The 18003-nt window shown below is 55.7% G+C and carries 23 protein-coding genes; all 23 read right to left on the reverse strand.

The window, feature by feature from the left end; translation table 11 throughout:
* Nucleotides 1–650: 650 nt before the first annotated feature.
* The 23 genes from NHH03_RS00680 to rpsJ all read right to left on the reverse strand — a co-directional run bounded on the left by NHH03_RS00680 (nt 651) and on the right by rpsJ (nt 17693).
* Nucleotides 651–5210: an outer membrane protein assembly factor BamB family protein gene (locus tag NHH03_RS00680; protein ID WP_253153703.1), complete on the reverse strand. Its 4560-nt coding sequence runs from the start codon at nt 5208–5210 to the stop codon at nt 651–653.
* A gap of 92 nt (nt 5211–5302) precedes the next feature.
* Nucleotides 5303–5869, reverse strand: coding sequence for an adenylate kinase (locus tag NHH03_RS00685; RefSeq protein ID WP_253153705.1), 567 nt, complete (start codon nt 5867–5869; stop codon nt 5303–5305).
* Between the two features lie 43 nt (nt 5870–5912).
* The gene (secY, locus tag NHH03_RS00690) at nt 5913–7310 is read right to left on the reverse strand and encodes a preprotein translocase subunit SecY (protein ID WP_253153707.1); all 1398 of its coding nucleotides are present in this window, start codon (nt 7308–7310) and stop codon (nt 5913–5915) included.
* A 201-nt stretch (nt 7311–7511) separates the two neighbouring features.
* Entirely contained in the window at nt 7512–8006 is a 495-nt protein-coding gene (gene rplO / locus NHH03_RS00695; protein WP_253153709.1) for a 50S ribosomal protein L15, read from the reverse strand.
* Nucleotides 8007–8089: 83 nt separating this feature from the next.
* Complete coding sequence (gene rpsE, locus NHH03_RS00700) at nt 8090–8560, reverse strand: 30S ribosomal protein S5 (protein WP_253153791.1); 471 nt, start codon at nt 8558–8560, stop codon at nt 8090–8092.
* Nucleotides 8561–8712: 152 nt separating this feature from the next.
* Nucleotides 8713–9081, reverse strand: a complete 369-nt coding sequence (rplR, locus tag NHH03_RS00705) for a 50S ribosomal protein L18 (protein WP_253153711.1) — start codon at nt 9079–9081, stop codon at nt 8713–8715.
* A gap of 48 nt (nt 9082–9129) precedes the next feature.
* A complete protein-coding gene (gene rplF, locus NHH03_RS00710) occupies nt 9130–9669 on the reverse strand; it encodes a 50S ribosomal protein L6 (RefSeq protein ID WP_253153712.1) in 540 nt (179 codons plus the stop codon).
* 91 nt (nt 9670–9760) lie between these two features.
* Nucleotides 9761–10156, reverse strand: a complete 396-nt coding sequence (rpsH, locus tag NHH03_RS00715) for a 30S ribosomal protein S8 (protein ID WP_253153713.1) — start codon at nt 10154–10156, stop codon at nt 9761–9763.
* A 22-nt stretch (nt 10157–10178) separates the two neighbouring features.
* The gene (locus NHH03_RS00720; RefSeq protein WP_253153714.1) at nt 10179–10364 is read right to left on the reverse strand and encodes a type Z 30S ribosomal protein S14; all 186 of its coding nucleotides are present in this window, start codon (nt 10362–10364) and stop codon (nt 10179–10181) included.
* Between the two features lie 63 nt (nt 10365–10427).
* Complete coding sequence (gene rplE / locus NHH03_RS00725; protein WP_253153715.1) at nt 10428–11000, reverse strand: 50S ribosomal protein L5; 573 nt, start codon at nt 10998–11000, stop codon at nt 10428–10430.
* 35 nt (nt 11001–11035) lie between these two features.
* Nucleotides 11036–11383, reverse strand: coding sequence for a 50S ribosomal protein L24 (gene rplX, locus NHH03_RS00730; RefSeq protein WP_253153716.1), 348 nt, complete (start codon nt 11381–11383; stop codon nt 11036–11038).
* Nucleotides 11384–11466: 83 nt separating this feature from the next.
* A complete protein-coding gene (rplN, locus tag NHH03_RS00735) occupies nt 11467–11835 on the reverse strand; it encodes a 50S ribosomal protein L14 (RefSeq protein ID WP_253153717.1) in 369 nt (122 codons plus the stop codon).
* A 246-nt stretch (nt 11836–12081) separates the two neighbouring features.
* Entirely contained in the window at nt 12082–12408 is a 327-nt protein-coding gene (rpsQ, locus tag NHH03_RS00740; RefSeq protein WP_253153719.1) for a 30S ribosomal protein S17, read from the reverse strand.
* Nucleotides 12409–12412: 4 nt separating this feature from the next.
* Entirely contained in the window at nt 12413–12631 is a 219-nt protein-coding gene (gene rpmC, locus NHH03_RS00745; protein ID WP_253153721.1) for a 50S ribosomal protein L29, read from the reverse strand.
* A gap of 39 nt (nt 12632–12670) precedes the next feature.
* Entirely contained in the window at nt 12671–13078 is a 408-nt protein-coding gene (rplP, locus tag NHH03_RS00750; RefSeq protein WP_253153722.1) for a 50S ribosomal protein L16, read from the reverse strand.
* Entirely contained in the window at nt 13026–13736 is a 711-nt protein-coding gene (gene rpsC, locus NHH03_RS00755; RefSeq protein ID WP_253153723.1) for a 30S ribosomal protein S3, read from the reverse strand. The genes rplP and rpsC overlap by 53 nt, the downstream gene beginning before the upstream one ends.
* Before the next feature lie 36 nt (nt 13737–13772).
* Nucleotides 13773–14132: a 50S ribosomal protein L22 gene (rplV, locus tag NHH03_RS00760; protein WP_315861414.1), complete on the reverse strand. Its 360-nt coding sequence runs from the start codon at nt 14130–14132 to the stop codon at nt 13773–13775.
* Between the two features lie 9 nt (nt 14133–14141).
* Entirely contained in the window at nt 14142–14408 is a 267-nt protein-coding gene (rpsS, locus tag NHH03_RS00765; protein ID WP_253153726.1) for a 30S ribosomal protein S19, read from the reverse strand.
* A 51-nt stretch (nt 14409–14459) separates the two neighbouring features.
* Nucleotides 14460–15320, reverse strand: coding sequence for a 50S ribosomal protein L2 (gene rplB, locus NHH03_RS00770; protein WP_253153728.1), 861 nt, complete (start codon nt 15318–15320; stop codon nt 14460–14462).
* Nucleotides 15321–15413: 93 nt separating this feature from the next.
* Entirely contained in the window at nt 15414–15737 is a 324-nt protein-coding gene (rplW, locus tag NHH03_RS00775; protein ID WP_253153730.1) for a 50S ribosomal protein L23, read from the reverse strand.
* A 76-nt stretch (nt 15738–15813) separates the two neighbouring features.
* On the reverse strand, nt 15814–16458 hold the full coding sequence (rplD, locus tag NHH03_RS00780) for a 50S ribosomal protein L4 (protein ID WP_253153731.1): 645 nt from the start codon (nt 16456–16458) through the stop codon (nt 15814–15816).
* A gap of 5 nt (nt 16459–16463) precedes the next feature.
* Complete coding sequence (gene rplC, locus NHH03_RS00785; protein ID WP_253153732.1) at nt 16464–17117, reverse strand: 50S ribosomal protein L3; 654 nt, start codon at nt 17115–17117, stop codon at nt 16464–16466.
* Nucleotides 17118–17366: 249 nt separating this feature from the next.
* Entirely contained in the window at nt 17367–17693 is a 327-nt protein-coding gene (gene rpsJ / locus NHH03_RS00790) for a 30S ribosomal protein S10 (RefSeq protein WP_147871869.1), read from the reverse strand.
* Nucleotides 17694–18003 lie beyond the last annotated feature (310 nt).

Below are 18003 nucleotides of genomic sequence, written 5' to 3' on the forward strand. Positions count from 1 at the left end.
ACTTCCGCCGACGAGTCGATGCCTCGGGAAATACAAGCATTTGCTGTCGCTGCTACTGGTAGTGCTATGTCCCCGACGGGAACGCCAGCGGCGAAACGGCATGTCCCGACTTAACGCCAGCGGCGTGATACAACTTAGCCTAGGGTCAGGTTGTGCGAGCGCAGCGAGCAAACCGCAACCCTAGGTTGCGAGCACCGAAAACGCGTTCCCCCTGTCGGGATTCGGCGGCGTCGCCGCCGAATCCCGACAGGGGGAAAACGGTGGCCTGTTGACCCGGGGTTCCTGTCGAACCTGCCTCCAGCAGGCTCGACAGTGACCCCGGGCTAAGCTATGGAACGCCGTTGGCGTAGCGAAATACCGGGGGGACAGAGCACTTCCGCCGACGAATCGATGCCTCGGGAAATACAAGCATTTGCTGTCGCTGCTACTGGTAATGCTATGTCCCCGACGGAACCGACGAGTCAATGCCTGGGGAATGCAAGCATTGGCTGTCGCTGCTACTGGTAGTGCTATGTCCCCGACGGAACGCTGGGGCGGTGACGGGCGGGGTTGCTGGGGAGTCTGAACCGTGGCCGGTTCAGCTACGGCGCTGGAGTCGGAATGAATAACTTTTCGCCAGCGACACTCGGTGTAACGCCTGAACTCGGCGTTTAGGGTTGGGTCACCGGTTCGCCACCGAACTCATAGGTCAGCACTTCGCCGTCGATGCGGGCCAAGACGCGTCCCAATGCGGGCTGAGCAACTTGGATCGTGGTCAGTCCGGCCGAGCGTGGTGCCACTTCATGCTCCAGTTCCTCGTGGATCGTTTTGCCATCGGTCATTCGGATCAGCGCCACATCCATGTACGGCGTTGGTGAGCGCACGGTGTAGGTCGTTTTCGATCGAGCCAAGATCAGTACCGGTGAACCAGCGGGTTGCGTGATCGTGACGCCCCATGGCGTTTCAAAGTCTCGTTCCCAGTTGATCTGGCCGCTGTCGGTGGAAACAGCGATCAATTTGTGACAGGGACGATGCACGTCACCATGCTGGACCAATAACTTGTCACGCCCCGTGGCTGGCGGGTTCGCCGGCAAGACCACGATTTGGCCGTCCATCCACATCGCATTCATCGATTCCAGTTCCGGCATCGCGCCGGTTTCGTGGCGACACAACTCAGTCCCATGCAACAGATCCCAAATCACCAGTCGGCCACCGGTGTCCATCAACACCAAGTATCGGTCTTGCAAAATGCGTCCCATTGCACGACCGACATTGCCGATGCGTGGTTGGCTAATCAGCGATTCGATCTCTAGCACCACGCGCTGGTCATCTTGCTGAGCCAACGGATCGACCAATCGGACGATCGCCGATGACCCATTGTCGGTTTCCTGATAGGCCAAAACATGTTTGCCGCTGGTGGTCCAGACGGTTCCATAGTCCCAGGGCATGCTTTCAATCTTGCGACCGTCCAATAGGTCAAACGTGTTGACTTCGGAAACGATTCCCGAACGATAGGAAACGACCGCCACGCGCCCACGATCGGCAACCATGCTGCCCAGTGGAGGAGCACTCGAATTACGCCACATCGTTTCGTTATTGGTCAGGTCAATTGCCAACAGATCACCGGACTGCAGCACGATCAATCGATCCCCCAGGATCGGACCGACACGAAATTCACCCATCACATTCGCGGCGCTGGAATTGGTCGGGTAGGAAAACCGAGTGTCTCCAAACGCGGTCGTGTGTCCCTTGCGAGTGGTCACGGTTGCACCGTCGGAACCAAAATCACGTGACCACATCAGTGCCTCGGCACCAAGATTGGATCGCATCGCAAATAAGTCGATCGCCGAAACACGCCCCGGACGTTCCAAAATCATCACTCCACCCGACACCGACGCCTTGCGGTCGGAAGACGATCGCGAGGGAAATTCGTCCAACGGCAATCGCAACGTTCCACCAAGCGGTTGCCGCATTGCAACCGATTCATTGCTATTGATGACCGCCCAACCGTCAAAACTGTTACCGCCTTCGAGCGTCGGTTCCACCACGCGCTGCGAGATCGCCGAACGCGCTGTCCCCGGCAATGCCTGAGACACCCAGTTCAACGTCACATTGGCATCCAGATCCAAGGGCGCTGCGCCAGGCTCGATCGAGCGATCCGCCAATTCGGCAATCGCATCAAGTTGCGCCGTCTGCGTCTGGTCCGAAACATCATCCGGAGCTGTTTCACTCGCGCCGCGCAAGGTGTCGACCAACCGGAGCGCATCGGGACCGAGCATCCCATTGGCATAGACCTGCGCCAACATCTCGGTGCGTGCTGGCGACAGCTGCAGCGCGGATTGGTTCAGCACCGACGATGTCCGCAGCGGTCCCAACAGCAACCGTTCCGCGGCAATGAACTCGTCCTCGGCTAATTCACGCTGCGCCAGGGAGACCACTAAATCATCGACACCCAAAGGCGACAATTGCTGAGCAAGCGAGCGCAGCAAACGCGTCGCGCCCAGCCGTTTCGATTCTAAATGCGATTGCAAGATTTGTTGAACCAGCGGCAATTGGTCCTGCTGAGTCGCCATTTGCATGATCTCAGCCGCCCGCGCGCTGGCCCAACTGTTCAGACTGCAGTCGCGTGACGGGTCTCGCAAGATGGTTTCGTCCTCGGTGCCCAGCAACGTCACATCGACCATCACGCTAGTGAATTCCAACAACCGTTCCGTGGCATCTTTGACCGATTCGTTTCGTAGCGCCGATTGAATCCTTAACGCCAGAAACTCCAACCGTTGTGCGGGAGTATCGATCAATGCATCGAGTTCCTGTTCCAACCCTGGCGGTGGTGAAGGATCTTCGCGCAATACACCCAGCATCGATGCGATCGACAGCACCAACACATCGTCACTGTCGGGGTCAATCGCACGGGCTCGGGACAATACCTCAAGGGCTTCCTGGCGATTTCCCTGTTCGCTTAACAACAGTGCCTTTTGGATCAATGCATCTAAGTTGTCCGGGTCTTCGGCCAACATCCGTTCGACGCGTGGCCCCAGTGTTCGCGTTCCCATCGCCACAGCCAACTTGGTCGGACTTTGAGAAATAATCTCGCCATCAATCGCGATCAGATTCCCCAATGGATAACGTGTCGTGCGCCGCTCGAGCAGCGTGCCGTCGGTGAGTGCGATCTTGACCAACTCATTTCCGGATGTCGGCACGATGAAATATCCGGGCCCGAACACGCCGCGACCGACGATCTGTTGGCCAGGCGGCAACAACCGTTGATCACTGCGCCAACTGAGTCGTCCGTTTTCCATGTCGTAACCGACGACTTCGCGTGCCGACACCATCAATAGTAACCCGTCACGGATGCCGGCTACGTAAAACGCTGCTTGACGCGGTTTGCTAAATCGTTTCTTACCGTCAACCAGATCGAAACAAAACAAATTATCGGTCGCCACTGGCGTCACCAACACGGCCAGTCCGCTGGTGATCGCCGCTGAATTGTGCCATCGCTGTGACAGTTCGTCGTCCGATTGGCGACTGCGTGAAAACGTGGCCATCGAATTGCCATAGGAACGGCGTTGATAGGAATTCCCCCAGCGCAGCGTGCGGTCGGCCAAATCGATTGCAATGGTTGCCCCCGCACCGGTCGGACAGATCAGTACGCCGTCGTGATAGCTGGGCGTAGCACCCGAAATGCGACGAATGGCGTCGTACTGAATTCCGATCCCTTCCAGCGCGACCAGTTGCTGTTGCCATCGCAACTGACCCGTCGCCGGGTCCAGACAAACCAAGATGATGTCGCCGGCCAATTCGACCATGCCATACAACGAACCATCCACCGCAATCGGAGCGCCCAGAAAGAAGGCTTCGTTCAATTCGCTTTCGACCGTGGGGTTCTGCCCCAATCGCCATAACGTTTTGCCTTCGGTTGCTAATTCCAATGCGACCAGTGTGTTGCGGCTGCCATCGACCGATTGCGTGTTACGGATCCCCATCAGCGGCGTCATCCGCAAGACTTGAATCGGTGACAAATCATCGAGCACGAACACACGCTGGCCGTCGCTGGTGATTTGACCATAGGGGAAATCGTTCCAAACCTGGCGTCCCAGTCGATCTTCCGCTTCGTCGACCGCTAGGCCCTGAATGGACAACGTCTCTTCGCTGGGTTCGGACACATCGGTTTGATACCACGGATGTTGCCAGACCCGTTTGCCAGTCCGATAGTCGACGCCCTGCAAGCGGTCCGTGGTCCGCATCAGCAACTGGCCACCGACTCGAATCGGGGTCCAACTGGGCGGCACCAGACGTCCGCTGGCGGCCAATTCATCACTCTTTTGTCGCAGTTGCTGGTCTTCCAGCGGCGTTGCAGTGGTTTCCACCATCCAACGCGGTGTGGACAAGGGCAACTGCCCATCCATCGTCTCGTTGCGTGATGGATCACCACCCATCAATAGATAATCTGCCGACCGACTGATCGTGTCGGTTTGGGAAAACGTGTAATGGTCATCAATCCAGCCGCGCCAATCGCTGACCTCGTGCGAATCTCGCTCCTTGCCAACGCGGATCGTGGCATCGATCGTGTCTAGATCTTTGGGCAGCGGACGGCCCGCCAAACGGCTGGCCACGGCATGCATCACACGCACTTGCTGACCGAGTTCGGCGATCGCATGCGGACTGGTCACAACATCATCGAGCAACAACGATGCGGCCAACGGGTGCCCTAAATCAATCTCCCGCTGTGCCAAGATCAATGACGCGTAATAGCCTGCCTGGGTGTGAAAGTATTTCCGTCGCACATCACGCAATCGATTCCAATCGCGTGTCTCGGTGGCTTTGTCCAACAACTGACGCGCCAGCGCACCGTAGCGCAGTTCATACGTTTCCCGCGCTTCGCTGGGCAAGGAACCGACCAAGTCGCGGCAATGACGCAAAAACGTCTTGTCCAAACGCTGCTGGTCGTTGTCCGCGATCTCCAAAAAGAAATCCTGTCCGACCAAGGTGCCGTCTTCCGCGCCGGCATCATTGTTTTCCAGCAGGTCACCTAGCGTGACCACGGCGTCGCTAAAACGCTTGTCAGCAATCGCTTCCTGAGCATCCTTTAGCCGCTGGTTGATCGACCGCGGCGGCGGAATGAACCGCGACATGTTTTGCTGGAACACCCCGAACCGCCCCTGTTGGGCAAATGCTGGGGAGGTCACTGCAACGACGGTCAGAAGACTGAGAAGTCGGAGAACAAATTTCATAATCAATCGATGGCGAAGCGGATCGTGCCGCGGGCTCAAACCAAACGCTGCCGGGCTACCTGTTATTGTAGCGCCGCGACAGCCAATTGGCATCAGCCTGGCAGATTCAATTCCGCTCGGATCGCCTGAAACACCGACTCGGGCGGCAGCGACCCGTCAATCGAGCGAATCATGCCCCGCTGGCGATAGTAATCCAGCACCGGCGCGGTCCGCCGAAAAAACACCTCCAACCGCGCCCGAATCGTTTCGATCGAGTCATCGATTCGATTTTCCGTCTGGGCCCGCGCCAACAGTCGCTCGACCAAGACCGATTGCTCGACGACCAATTCCAACACGATGTCGACCGATTGCTGCCGCTCGGACAGATAGGTATCCAACCGAATCGCTTGGTTGACCGTTCGCGGAAAACCGTCCAACAGGTAACCGTCGCAGCAATCCGGCTGGGACAGACGGTCCGTGATCATTTGCATCACCAGATCATCGGGTGCCAGATTTCCGTGATCGATGTAGCCGGCGACAAATTCGCCCAGCTCTGATTCACCTTTGGTGGCCCGCAACATCTCGCCGGTGGAGATGTGCGGGATGGCAAGCTCACTGGCCAGACGCTTGCACTGTGTTCCCTTGCCAGCACCCGGTGGCCCGATAAAGACGATACGCACCGGAAGAAAACCTGGCGAATAGCAGGGAATGACGTGATGTGGTCTAGACGACCGGGCTGACTCCGCCGCCCGCACCCTCTAACAAGCCACGATAGTTTCGCATCACCAAGTGGCTGTCGATCTTCTGCACTAAATCGAACGCCACACTGACCGCGATCAACAACCCCGTACCGCCGTAGAACCCGGCGATCGAATAGGGCACACCCAGCGACCCATAAACAATCGTTGGCACGATCGCCACGATCGACAAGAAAGCCGCACCGACGTAGGTGATTCGAACCATCACCTTTTCCAAGTAGTCCGTCGTTCGTTTGCCGGGACGATACCCGGGGATAAACGTTCCGCTATCACGCAGGTTGTCGGAGATCTCTTTCGGATTGAATGTGATCGCAGTCCAGAAGTAGCAGAAGAAAAAGATCAACGCGACGTACAGCAGGTTAAAGAAGTACGAGGCCTGATCTTGCATGGTCAAACTAAGCAGGTTCAGCCCTTTGAAAATCGGTCCACCCGTTTCAAAGGCGCCCGCCAACAATCCGAATGCGACACCCGGGATCATCAACAAACTGCTGGCAAAGATGATCGGCATCACGCCGGCTTGGTTGATCCGCAATGGCAAGTGCTGACGGGTACCGCCGTAGACTTTGCGACCACGTGTGAACTTGGCTGACTGAGTCGGAATCTTGCGCTGGCCGAGGGTGATAAACACCACACCGACCACGACGCCGATAAACAAGATGAACAACAGGATCAACGTTTCGATCCCGACCTGACCGCGGCTCAACCCGGTCAGTTGTGTTTCCATGTTACGAACGAGTTCGTAGAGGGCCTTGGGCATCTGGGCCAAAATCCCAGCCATGATCAACAAACTGATCCCGTTACCGATCCCGTGTTCGTCAATCTGTTCACCCAACCACATCAGGAACACACTCCCGCAGGTCATCACCGCGACCGCGACGAATTGCCAGGGCAGATACAGATCTGTGCCGGCTGCATTCAAAAAGTTGGGGTTGATGTTTCCACCACCAGGCCCGCTGGCACTGAGCATCACCGAGACATAAATCCAGCTTTGCACCAAGCAGATCAACACGGTCAGATAACGCGTGTATTCGTTGATCTTTTTCTGTCCGGCTTGGCCTTCCTTTTTCAGTTCAGCCAGCGCGGGCACCGTGGTGCCCAACAACTGCAAAATGATCGACGCCGAAATATACGGCATGATGCCAAGACCAAAGATGGTCAATTGACGCAGGTCACTGGCCGCGAACAAGCTGACTTTTTCCAAAAAGTCAGCTGCACCCCCACCCGCCGAATTCGATGGGTTATTGGAGACCATCGGCAACGGGATGTGAAAACCGATCCGGTAAATTGCCAGCAACCCGAGCGTCAGGAAGATCTTCTTCCTTAGTTCAGGGATGGTCATCATGATTCGCAGTTTTTCAAGCATTCGCTCGATCCATCTTTCGTTGATTTCGGTTGCGGCACGGTCGACAAATCGCCGAGTCGGTGACCGCCTGCGGGAATTTAGTGTTTTTGGCTGATTAGGGCGAGAGCAACGCGCCCGTGGCTACCCTGCAAAACAAAACGTCAGCACGCGGTAAGCGACTGACGTTTTGGAGTGGTCTCATTAGCCAGGCAACGCCTGTGTCTACTTAGTTTCTTTCAACGCTGCGACGCGTTCAGCTGGCGTCCGCTTGGGCGCCAACTTGTTGATCGTGCCACCGGCAGCGGTGATTTTCTCTTCAGCCGACTTGCTAAAACGGTGGGCCGACACGGTCAGCTTCTTGGTCAATTCGCCATCGCCCAAGATCTTGACTTCGTCGAACGTGCCTTTGGCAACGTCTTTGGCCGACATTGCTTCGAGAGTGACTTCGTCACCGTCCTCGAAGTTGTCGTTCAATTTACCGACATTGACGGCAAACACGCTGAGCGCCCAACGGTTGTTGAAGCCGCGTTTCGGGATCCGACGGAACATCGGCATCGCACCGCCCTGGAAACTGGGCTTACGACTGTAACCACTTCGGCTCTTATGGCCTTTGTGACCACGGCCAGCTGTTTTGCCGGTGCCGCTGCCCGGACCACGTCCGATGCGTTTACGTTTGCGGTTCTTTTGAATTCCGCGATGGACGTCATTCAGGTTCATAACGAAACCAAGTTTAGCAATGTTGCAGTTGATGAGCCCCGGACGGGCTTATTCGCTCCGCAACCGGGGATCTTGTTGTCTTTTTAGGAAGTCATTTCTTCGACGGTCAGACCGCGAAGGGCAGCGGTTTCTTCTCGAGTCCGCAATTGGGCCAAGGCGGCCACGGTGGCTTTGACCAGGGTCACGGGGTTATTGGTCCCGTAAGATTTGGTCAGAATGTCGTGAATCCCGCAGGCTTCACAGACCGCACGAACGGCTTGCCCGGCGATGATACCGGTACCCGCTCCCGCGGGGATCAATGTCACTTTGGCCGCACCAAAGCTGCCCCAAACCTGGTGAGGAATACTGCCCTCGACCAGCGGCACTTTGATCATGTCACGGGTGGCTTGTTTCGTTGCTTTTTGAACGCTCGGTGGGACTTCGTTGGCCTTGCCATATCCCCAGCCGACTTTGCCTTGTCCGTCGCCGACGACGACCATTGCAGCAAAGCTGAACCGGCGACCGCCTTTGACGACCGCTGCACAGCGTTTGATCTTCACCACACGATCGAGCAGCCCGTCATCTTTCGATTCCTCGGCTTGCCGTCCGCCACGGCGACGATTTTGATTGCTTCCAGTACTAATTGTTCCGACCCTCGGTTAGCCGCTGTTTTGACCAGCGGCAAGTTGAATAGCGTTCTTGTGGGATATGTTTCGCCATGGACCTTCTACAGCACCAATCCGGCTTCACGAGCGGCGTCGGCAAATGCCTTGACACGCCCGTGATACTTGTTGTGCCCACGATCTAATTTGGCTTCTTTGACTCCGACCGCACCAGCCTTTTCAGCGATCATCTTGCCGATCTGAGCAGCGGCTTCGCAGTTGCCGCCGGCGCTGATCGAATCGCGAACCGTTTTGTCTTTGGTGCTGGCACTTGCCAACGTGTTCCCGGTCGAATCATCGATCAGTTGCACGCCGAAATGTTTCAGCGAACGATTCACACACAGCCGAGGCCGTGTCGCCGAACCACGCAACACGTTGCGTACGTGGTTACGACGTCGAAGTCGTTGTTTGCCGAGTTTTTTGTTTTTGTCCATTTCAATGCCGTCCTATTTCGCGGCCTATTTCGAATGGGTACGCGCCGCCTACTTGGTGGCAGCCTTACCGGGTTTGATCTTAACGTATTCGCCTTGGTAACGAATCCCCTTGCCCTTGTAAGGTTCAGGTTTCCGCAACGATCGGATTTCGGCAGCGAACTGGGTCACGCGTTGCTTGTCACAGCCCTGGACAACGATGTGTGTGTTGTCGGGGCAAACAACCGTCAAATCCGCGGGGATCTTACGATGCAGTTCGTTGGCATATCCGACGCGCAATTGCAGCGTGTCACCGGAAATCGTTGCCAGGTAGCCGACACCGACGATTTCCAACTTGGTTTCGTACCCGTTGGTGACGCCTTCGACCATATTGGCCACCAGAGCGCGGGTCAAACCGTGCAGCTCGCGACTGGTGCGATCTTCGCCACCACGGCTGACGGTGATGGTGTTGTCTTCAATCTCAAGATTGATTTCTGGCCGGTGGGTAAACGACAGTTTCCCCTTGGGGCCTTCTACCGTGACCACACGGTCGGCAACGCCGACGGTGACACCACTAGGGATGTCAACAGGTTTCTTTCCGATACGACTCATTTCAGATCACTTGGCTGAAAACGTTAATGTATTGATATCCAGGCACAACGGGGTGTGCCGCGTTGCGGATTTGCTTCTTTGCGGGCGGCGATTAAGCCACTTCGCAAAGAATTTCTCCGCCAATTTTTTCGCGTCGCGCTTCACGGTCGCTGATCACACCTTTGCTGGTGCTGATGATGGTGATACCCATCCCGCCCAGGACCGGACGTAAATCTTTGCAGTGTGCGTACAAGCGTCGACCGGGTTTACTCATCCGGCGGATCGTTTGGATCACGCGTTCGCCGTTGGCACCGTATTTCAGTTCCAGTCTCAGGACATTGACGGGGCTTTCTTCGACCTCCGACCAATCCCAGATAAAACCTTCGCGTTTGAGCACGTCGGCAATCCCGCGTTTGACGCGGCTGGCAGGAATGTCCACAAACGCACGCTCTACGCGAACGGCGTTGCGGATTCGGGTCAACATATCGGCAATTGGGTCTGTCATCATGGCTTTTCGTCGCTCCGTTGTCTTACCAACTGGCCTTACGAACACCGGGGATCAAACCCAAGTTCGCATTCTCGCGGAAACAGATTCGGCACAAACCGAACTTGCGGTAGACCGAACGAGGTCGACCGCAGAACTTGCATCGGTTCTCGCGTCGGGTGCTGAACTTCGGCGTCCGATTTGCCTTGGCGATTTTTGATTTACTTGCCACTGGCTGTCTTTGGGTTGCAGCTGTGAAACGATTTGCAAAATAAAGTGAATTCTAAAACAACGCTTACGCAGCGTCGCTCTTTCCCGGTGCAGCCTTGAAGGGCATGCCGAACAATTCCAACAACGTACGTGCTTCGTCATCGGTCTTGGCCGATGTCACGTAGGTGATGTTCATGCCCTGGGGACGCGTGAATTTGTCAGGGTTCAACTCTGGGAACACCAACAATTCGGTCAATCCCATCGTGTAATTACCGCTGCCGTCAAACGCTTTGCGACTGATCCCGCGAAAGTCACGGACACGAGGCAAGACGATCGAAACCATACGGTCTAAAAATTCATACATGTGTTGGCGACGGAGCGTCACCATGCAACCGATCGGCATGCCTTCACGCAACCGAAAGTTCGCGATCGATTTCCGGGCGATCGTGATCACCGGTTTTTGACCAGCGATCTGAGTCATCGCGTCGTTCGCGAGATCCAAGATCTTTTTGTCGCCGATCGCTTGCCCGACGCCCATGTTCAGAGTGATTTTCTGAAGCGCGGGCACCCGGTGCGGATTGCTGTAGCCGTACTTTTCAACCATCTGTTGCCGGATGGTGTCCTGGTAGGCCGTTTGGAGTCGTGGTGTGTCTGCCATTTCTAATTCAGTTGCGCGGAGGGTACGCGTGTGTGTCAGGCTTGCTTGTATTTGTCACGTGCCGGAGCAATTTTGCCCATGCTGGCACCGCTCTTTTTTGCATAACGCTCTTTGGAACCATCTTCCAAATAACGCACGCCCAACCGAGTCGGTTTGTCGGTCGACGGATCGATCACCATGACGTTACTGACGTCGATGGGCATCTCTTTGCTGAGCCGTCCGCCCTGCGGATTCTTCTGGCTCTTTTTGACGTGCTTACGAACCAATGCGGCGCCTTCGACGACGACTTTGTTCTTCTTGCGATCAACGACCAGCACCTTACCACGGTGACCTTTATCACCGCCGGCAATCACTAGCACTTCGTCTTCAACTCGGAGCAACATGACTGGAATACTCTGTATGGACCGGGCGGCTGTTGCCGCTCCGCTAAAATTCTGTTGTTGGTAATCTTGCCGCGGACAGCAAATCAAACCACTTCGTTGGCGAGACTGACGATCTTCATGAAGCTTTGCTCGCGAAGCTCGCGGGCCACTGCACCAAAGATCCGCGTCCCACGCGGCGACTTGTCTTTATCGATCAAGACCACAGCGTTGCTGTCGAACTTGATGTAACTGCCGTCATTGCGACGGACCGGTGTCTTGGTTCGCACGATCACCGCACGAACGATCGACTTCTTCTTGACTTCGCTGCCGGGGATCACGCTTTTCACGCTGCACACGATGATGTCGCCGACGCGGGCGAACCGGCGACGACTGCCACCGAGCACCTTGATGCACATCACTTGGCGTGCACCGGTGTTGTCGGCTACGTCGAGACGGGTTTCTTGTTGGATCATGGCTGATTTATTCGGCTTACGACCGCTCGGTGGGTGTGACTGACATCTGTCACGGCCGGTTGCGGCGGATGATCAATATCTATGTTGACTGGGGTGCCACAGGCGAATGACTCGCTGCGGGACAACCGGCTCCAAAACTGGAACCGATCGTTGTTACTGATTTGCTTTTGTTTCGATCGCTTCGAAACGCCAGAATCTCTCTGGCGGCCGAATGGATCTCTTCGTTAGAACCACGAAAACCGATGGTTACTCGGTTTCGGATCCGGCCGAAGCGGCTTCGGCTTGTTCGGCTTCTTTACGAGCCGCACGCAGGGCAACCAAATCGACTTCGGTGCTCTTTTCAATCACTCGAACCAGGTTCCAGCGTTTCAACTTGCTGACCGGCGCCGATTCAACGATTTCGACCAAGTCACCGATATGTGACTCGTTGGTTTCATCGTGGACGTGGCAAACGGTGCGACGGCTGATGTATTTTTTGTACTTGGGATGCTTCACCGAACGATTGATCTCGACGCGGCGCGTCTTGTCCATTTTATCGCTGGTGACGATGCCCGAAACAACGCGTTTTGGCATGTTGCTACGCTTCGGCTGGGGTATTATTGGCTGCTTTGATTCGCTCGCTTTGGATCGTTTTGACCCGAGCGATCAAACGTCGGTTTTTGCGAATATCGCTGGGCGTATTCAAACGCTCTGACTGAGATTGGAATCGCAGTCGGAACAACGCTGTAGCCGCCTCGTTGGCGGTTGCAACGAGCTGTTCGTCGCTCATCTCTCTCAGTTCACTAGTGCTGGTCATGACCAGGCCTATTAATCAATATCAATGTGTTGGGTTAAATTAGAACGTTCGTCGTTCGACGAAGCGTACTTTCACCGGCAGCTTGCTCGCCAAACGGGCGAAACAAACCTTGGCTTGTTGTTCAGTCACACCGCCAAGCTCGTACATAATCGTGCCAGGTTTGACGACCGCGGCCCAGAAATCCGGTTCACCCTTACCTTTACCCATCCGAGTTTCCAGCGGGGTGCTGGTCACAGACTTGTCGGGAAAAATTCGAATGTACAGTTTTCCTTCACCACGAACGTACTGCTGTGCTGCAATCCGTCCAGCTTCGATAGTTGTCGCTTTGATCCAACCGGGTTCCAATGATTGAATCCCGTAGTCACCAAAGACGACCGTGTTGCCACGAGTCGCACTACCTTTTATGCGCCCTCTTTGGCTTTTTCGATGCTTGACCCGTTTGGGCATCAACGCCATCGCTGTCGTCTCCGTAAGTACCTTGGTTAATCCAAACCTGAATACCGATGTGCCCCTGTGGCGTCATCGCTTCAGTCGTTCCGTAATCAATCTTCGCCTGCAATGTGCTCAATGGAATTGAGCCCATGCTTTGTTTTTCGCGGCGTGCCATTTCGGCTCCGCCCAATCGACCGGCCAACTGGATCTTGATCCCTTTGGCTCCTGCGTCCATCGTTTGCTCCAGCGATCGTTTCATCGTGCGACGAAAACTCGATCGTTTTTGCAACTGTTGTGCAATGTCTTCGGCAACCAACTGAGCCATCAGCTCAGGGCGACCGACCTCTTCCACTTTCAAGTTGATCCGACGGCCGATCAGGTTCTGCAACTCTGCCTGCAGAATCTCAATCTCTTGGCCTTTCTTGCCGATGATCAAACCCGGCCGAGCGACGAACATCATGACCCGCACTTCATCACGGGTGCGTTCGATCTCGATGCGGTCGATGCCGGCGTTCTTGTATTGTGTTTTCTTGGGGTGGTTGGTGATGAACTTCCGCAATTTGCGGTCTTCCAACAACAAGTCTGCGAAATCTTGCTTCGATGCGTACCAACGGCTTGCCCAGCCGCGGGTGACTCCGGTACGAAACGCGATCGGGTTGACTTTTTGTCCCATCGTTACGACTCTTTCTGTGTGGTTTCCGAGGGGGCCTTAGATTTCGTCGATCGGCGTCACTTTGACGCTGATGTGACTGCTTCGTTTTTTGATAATGTGAGCACTTCCACGGGCACGCGGACGCATCCGTCGGAACATCGAACCGCCGTCGACACGCACGTCGGTCAACACGAGCTCCTCGATCCGGTGCGGATGACCGCTGGTCTGATCTGGGTCCAGTGCGTTGGCGACGGCACTGCGAATCACTTTCTCAAGCATTCGGGCACCACGCTGCGGCTGGAACTTCAACGTATCCAAAGCTTCGTCGGCATATTGACCACGCACCAAATCGGCCACCAGACGCACCTTTTGGGCACTGATGCGAGCGTTGCGATGGCTTGCTGTAAATGTTGACATCATGTGACCTTATTTCTTCTTGCCGCCGTGACCTTTGAAAGTCCGAGTCGGTGCAAATTCGCCCAACTTGTGACCCACCATGTCTTCGCTCACTAGGACCGGGACATGCTTGCGGCCGTCATGGACCATAAACGTCAGATTGATGAACTCAGGAACAATCGTGCATGCACGTGCCCAAGTCTTGATCGGCGTTTTCTTACCCTCTTCGGCCTGCTTCTGCACCTTGAAGTACAGCTTGGGGTCGACGAAGGGACCTTTTTTGCTACTGCGGCTCATCGTTCTTCAGCTACCTGCTTGGGTTGCTTCCTGGTGTCCGTTATCTGTCGCTTACTTATGCAGCTTCAATTGACCGTACCGCTTACTCTTGCGGCGACGAACGATCGAGCTGTTACTTGGTTTACGTTTCTGGCGAGTTGCACCACCCTTGGCACTCTTGCCCTGCGGGCTGACCGGGTGACGACCGCCCTTGGTCCGACCTTCACCACCACCGTGCGGGTGATCGACCGGGTTCATCGCGGTTCCACGCACGTGTGGTCGGCGGCCGAGCCAACGAGCTCGACCGGCTTTACCCAACACGACGTTCATGTGTTCGCTGTTTCCGACGCGACCGATCGTGGCCCGGCATCGACTAGGAATCCGTCGCACTTCGCCGCTAGGCAATTGCAACTGAGCCCAATCGGCTTCACGAGCCATCAACGTCGCCCCGGTTCCTGCCGATCGGCAAAGCACCGCACCGCCACCGATTCGCATCTCCACACAGCACACCGTGGTGCCCAAGGGAATGTCTTTCAGTGGCAAACAGTTACCGAGCGTCGGAGGTGCCTCGGCACCATTCAAAATCGTCGCGCCAGCCTTCAACCCGGACGGGGCGATGACATAACGTTTTTCGCCGTCGGCATACTTCAGCAATGCGATCCGAGCCGAACGGTTCGGGTCGTATTGAACCGAGTCAACGGTCGCGGCAACACCGTCTTTCACCCGGCGAAAGTCGATCACGCGATACATCTGCTTGTGGCCACCGCCACGGTGACGCGCGGTGATCTTGCCCTGGTTGTTCCGACCACCGGTCTTTCGTTTCGGTTTCAGCAGAGCCTTCTCGACCGAGTAGCCGGGCGTCAGTTCAGCAAAATCGCTGACCGATGCGTTACGGCGACCAGGGCTGGTCGGCTTGTAGATGCGAATTCCCATCGCTGCGTTCTATCTGGCTGGTAGGAAATAAAGGATTCTGTTTTACCGCCGTCTCGACGGATTCTTCTAGCAAGTCACTGCAATTGCAGCGGCCTAGAAGAAGTCAATTTTGTGATCGGGGTGCAAGTGCACGATGGCTCGACGCCAATCAGACGTCCGCCCCAAACCGTTCTTGGTCCGCCGAGTCTTGCCTTTACGCGTTTGCGTGTTGACCTTGTCGACTTTGACTTCGAACAGCTTTTCAACGGCGGCCCTGATTTCAGGCTTTGTCGCTTGCTGATGAACCTCAAACGCATACTCGTTGTGTCGAGTCGCGCGGTGAACACCTTTTTCGGTTACGAGCGGTCGCAACAGGATCTGGTGCGGCTCGAGTTTGATTTTCGTTTCCGGCTTGGCCGGCGGTTGAATTCTTGCCATTGCTCAAATTCTTCTGTTTTGATGTGTAAAAGCGGTCGGGCTGCAGCGCCAGGCTGACGATCAGCACGGGCCGATATTAGACAGCCTGCCCATCGGCAAACGAGCCATCTTTGATCTTGTCCAACGCCGCCTTAGTAACCAGCATTCGCTTCGGCTTGAGCACCGTCAGTGCATTCAACTGACGCACCGGCTGAATCACAACACCGGGAATGTTCCGCCCGCTCTTATAAACCGGCACATCCATCTCCGCGGTCGCAACCAACGTCGTCGTCGCCTCCAAGCCCAACGCCTTCAATACAGAAGCCATCCGACTTGTCTTGGGCGAATCAAACGCCAACTGATCGATCACCAGCAACTCGCCATCATCAATCTTGCTGCGAATCGCCATCCGAGTGGCTCGACGCAATGCCTTTTTGGGCAGACGATAGCTATAGTCACGCGGCTTAATCGTGCGAGCCACGCCACCACCACGACGAACATTGGTTCGCTTGCTACCGGCACGTGCGTGACCGGTACCTTTCTGGCGGTACATCTTCTTGTTCGTTCCGCTAACCTGACCACGCGTACGGGTGTTGTGCGAACCTTGGCGAGCATTCGCCTCGTACATCACCACCGCGTCGTGAAGCAGCTGCTTACTAATCCGATCCGCGACAGCCTCGGAATCGATTTCGTATTTACCGACTTCTTCGCCGGACTCGTTATAGACAGAGAGCGTTGCCATCTGGACTAACCCACCTTGTTCGTTTTGCGGATCACAACCAGGCCACCATTGGGCCCAGGAACTGCACCGCGAATCAGCATCAAATTGTCTTCGGGAACCACACGAACCAAAGCCAGGTTCCGGGTCGTCACCTTAACATTGCCGTATTGGCCCGCCATGCGAATCCCCTTGAACAGGCGACTCGGCGAAGCACTGCAACCAGTACCCCCGGCGTGACGGTGAACTTTCTTGACACCGTGAGATGCACGCTGCCCAGAGAAGTTATGCCGCTTCATTACACCGGAGAAACCACGACCTTTGCTCGTGCCGGTCACATCGACACTGCCAACACCTTCAAAGGCGTCCACGGTCACAGTTGCACCGACAGAAAGATCGCTTTCGCCACGAAATTCGCGAATAAAACGCTGCGGCTCGCAACCGGCCTTCTCAACCAGCTCAACGCCGGCTTCGGCACGCTTCTTACTTCGCTTACTCTCGAGCTTGGCAACATGACCACGCTCGGCGCGACTCGCAAGCCGACGCGGCTTGTCTTCAAAACCCAACTGGACAGCCGAATAGCCGTCACGATCGACCGAACGAATCTGGAGCACATTACAGGGACCAGCCTGAATCACGGTCACGGGAACGACAGTGCCGTCCTCTTCGTAGACCTGAGTCATGCCGATTTTTCGACCAAGTATTGATGGTGACATAGCTCTAGCATCACGACTCTCGCCGCAACGTCTCATCGCTCGTATCTGGGTTTTGAACTTAACGCCCCGAACCGCAAACCAGGCACACCGGCTTGGGTTATCGGAAGCGATATCCGTTCATACGGAATACCGAACCTAAAAACTTTGAAACTTCAGCTGGCACCGACAAAACCGGGCCAACATAGACGGACCGTCGCAAACGACGACAATCCGCACCTATCGAGCCGAAGCCTTGATTTTGATATCAACCCCGGCGGGCAGACTCAGCTTGTTCAATGCCTCGATCGTCTTGGCAGTCGCTTGAACGATATCGATCAACCGCTTGTGAGTGCGAATCTCGTACTGCTGACGAGCCTTCTTGTTCACAAAAGGACTGGACAATACAGTGTAACGCTCAACGCGAGTCGGCAACGGGATCGGCCCGTGCACTTCGCTGTGCGTACGCTTGACGGTATCCACAATCTCCTGGGCGCTCTGATCAAGCACGGAGTGATCGTATGCTTCCATACGAATCCGAATAACTTCGTTGGCTCCGGCTGACACAGTATCTATCCAAGCAAAGAGAGGGATGGCGGCAAAGAACACAATTGCCACGCGGCCAACTGCCGCAAGACAACTTCCCGAGTGACGCTTGCCACGTGGGAGGGCGAGAATGTAGGGTTGCTCCCGTCGAGCGTCAACGGCTCTTCGCAAAAACGTCAGAAAAGATTCTCGAAAATCCCGAACCCTACGACCGCGAACTCGCCGAACGGGCTTCGCACCGCAAAAAAGCCGTAAAACGACGTGGTTGCACGATCGCCAGCAAAGGCAGACGATCACAGCAGATCAAAGAAAAGCCACTCACACCCAAGCG

The organism is Stieleria tagensis (assembly GCF_024129865.1).
Taxonomy (GTDB): Bacteria; Planctomycetota; Planctomycetia; order Pirellulales; family Pirellulaceae; genus Stieleria; species Stieleria tagensis.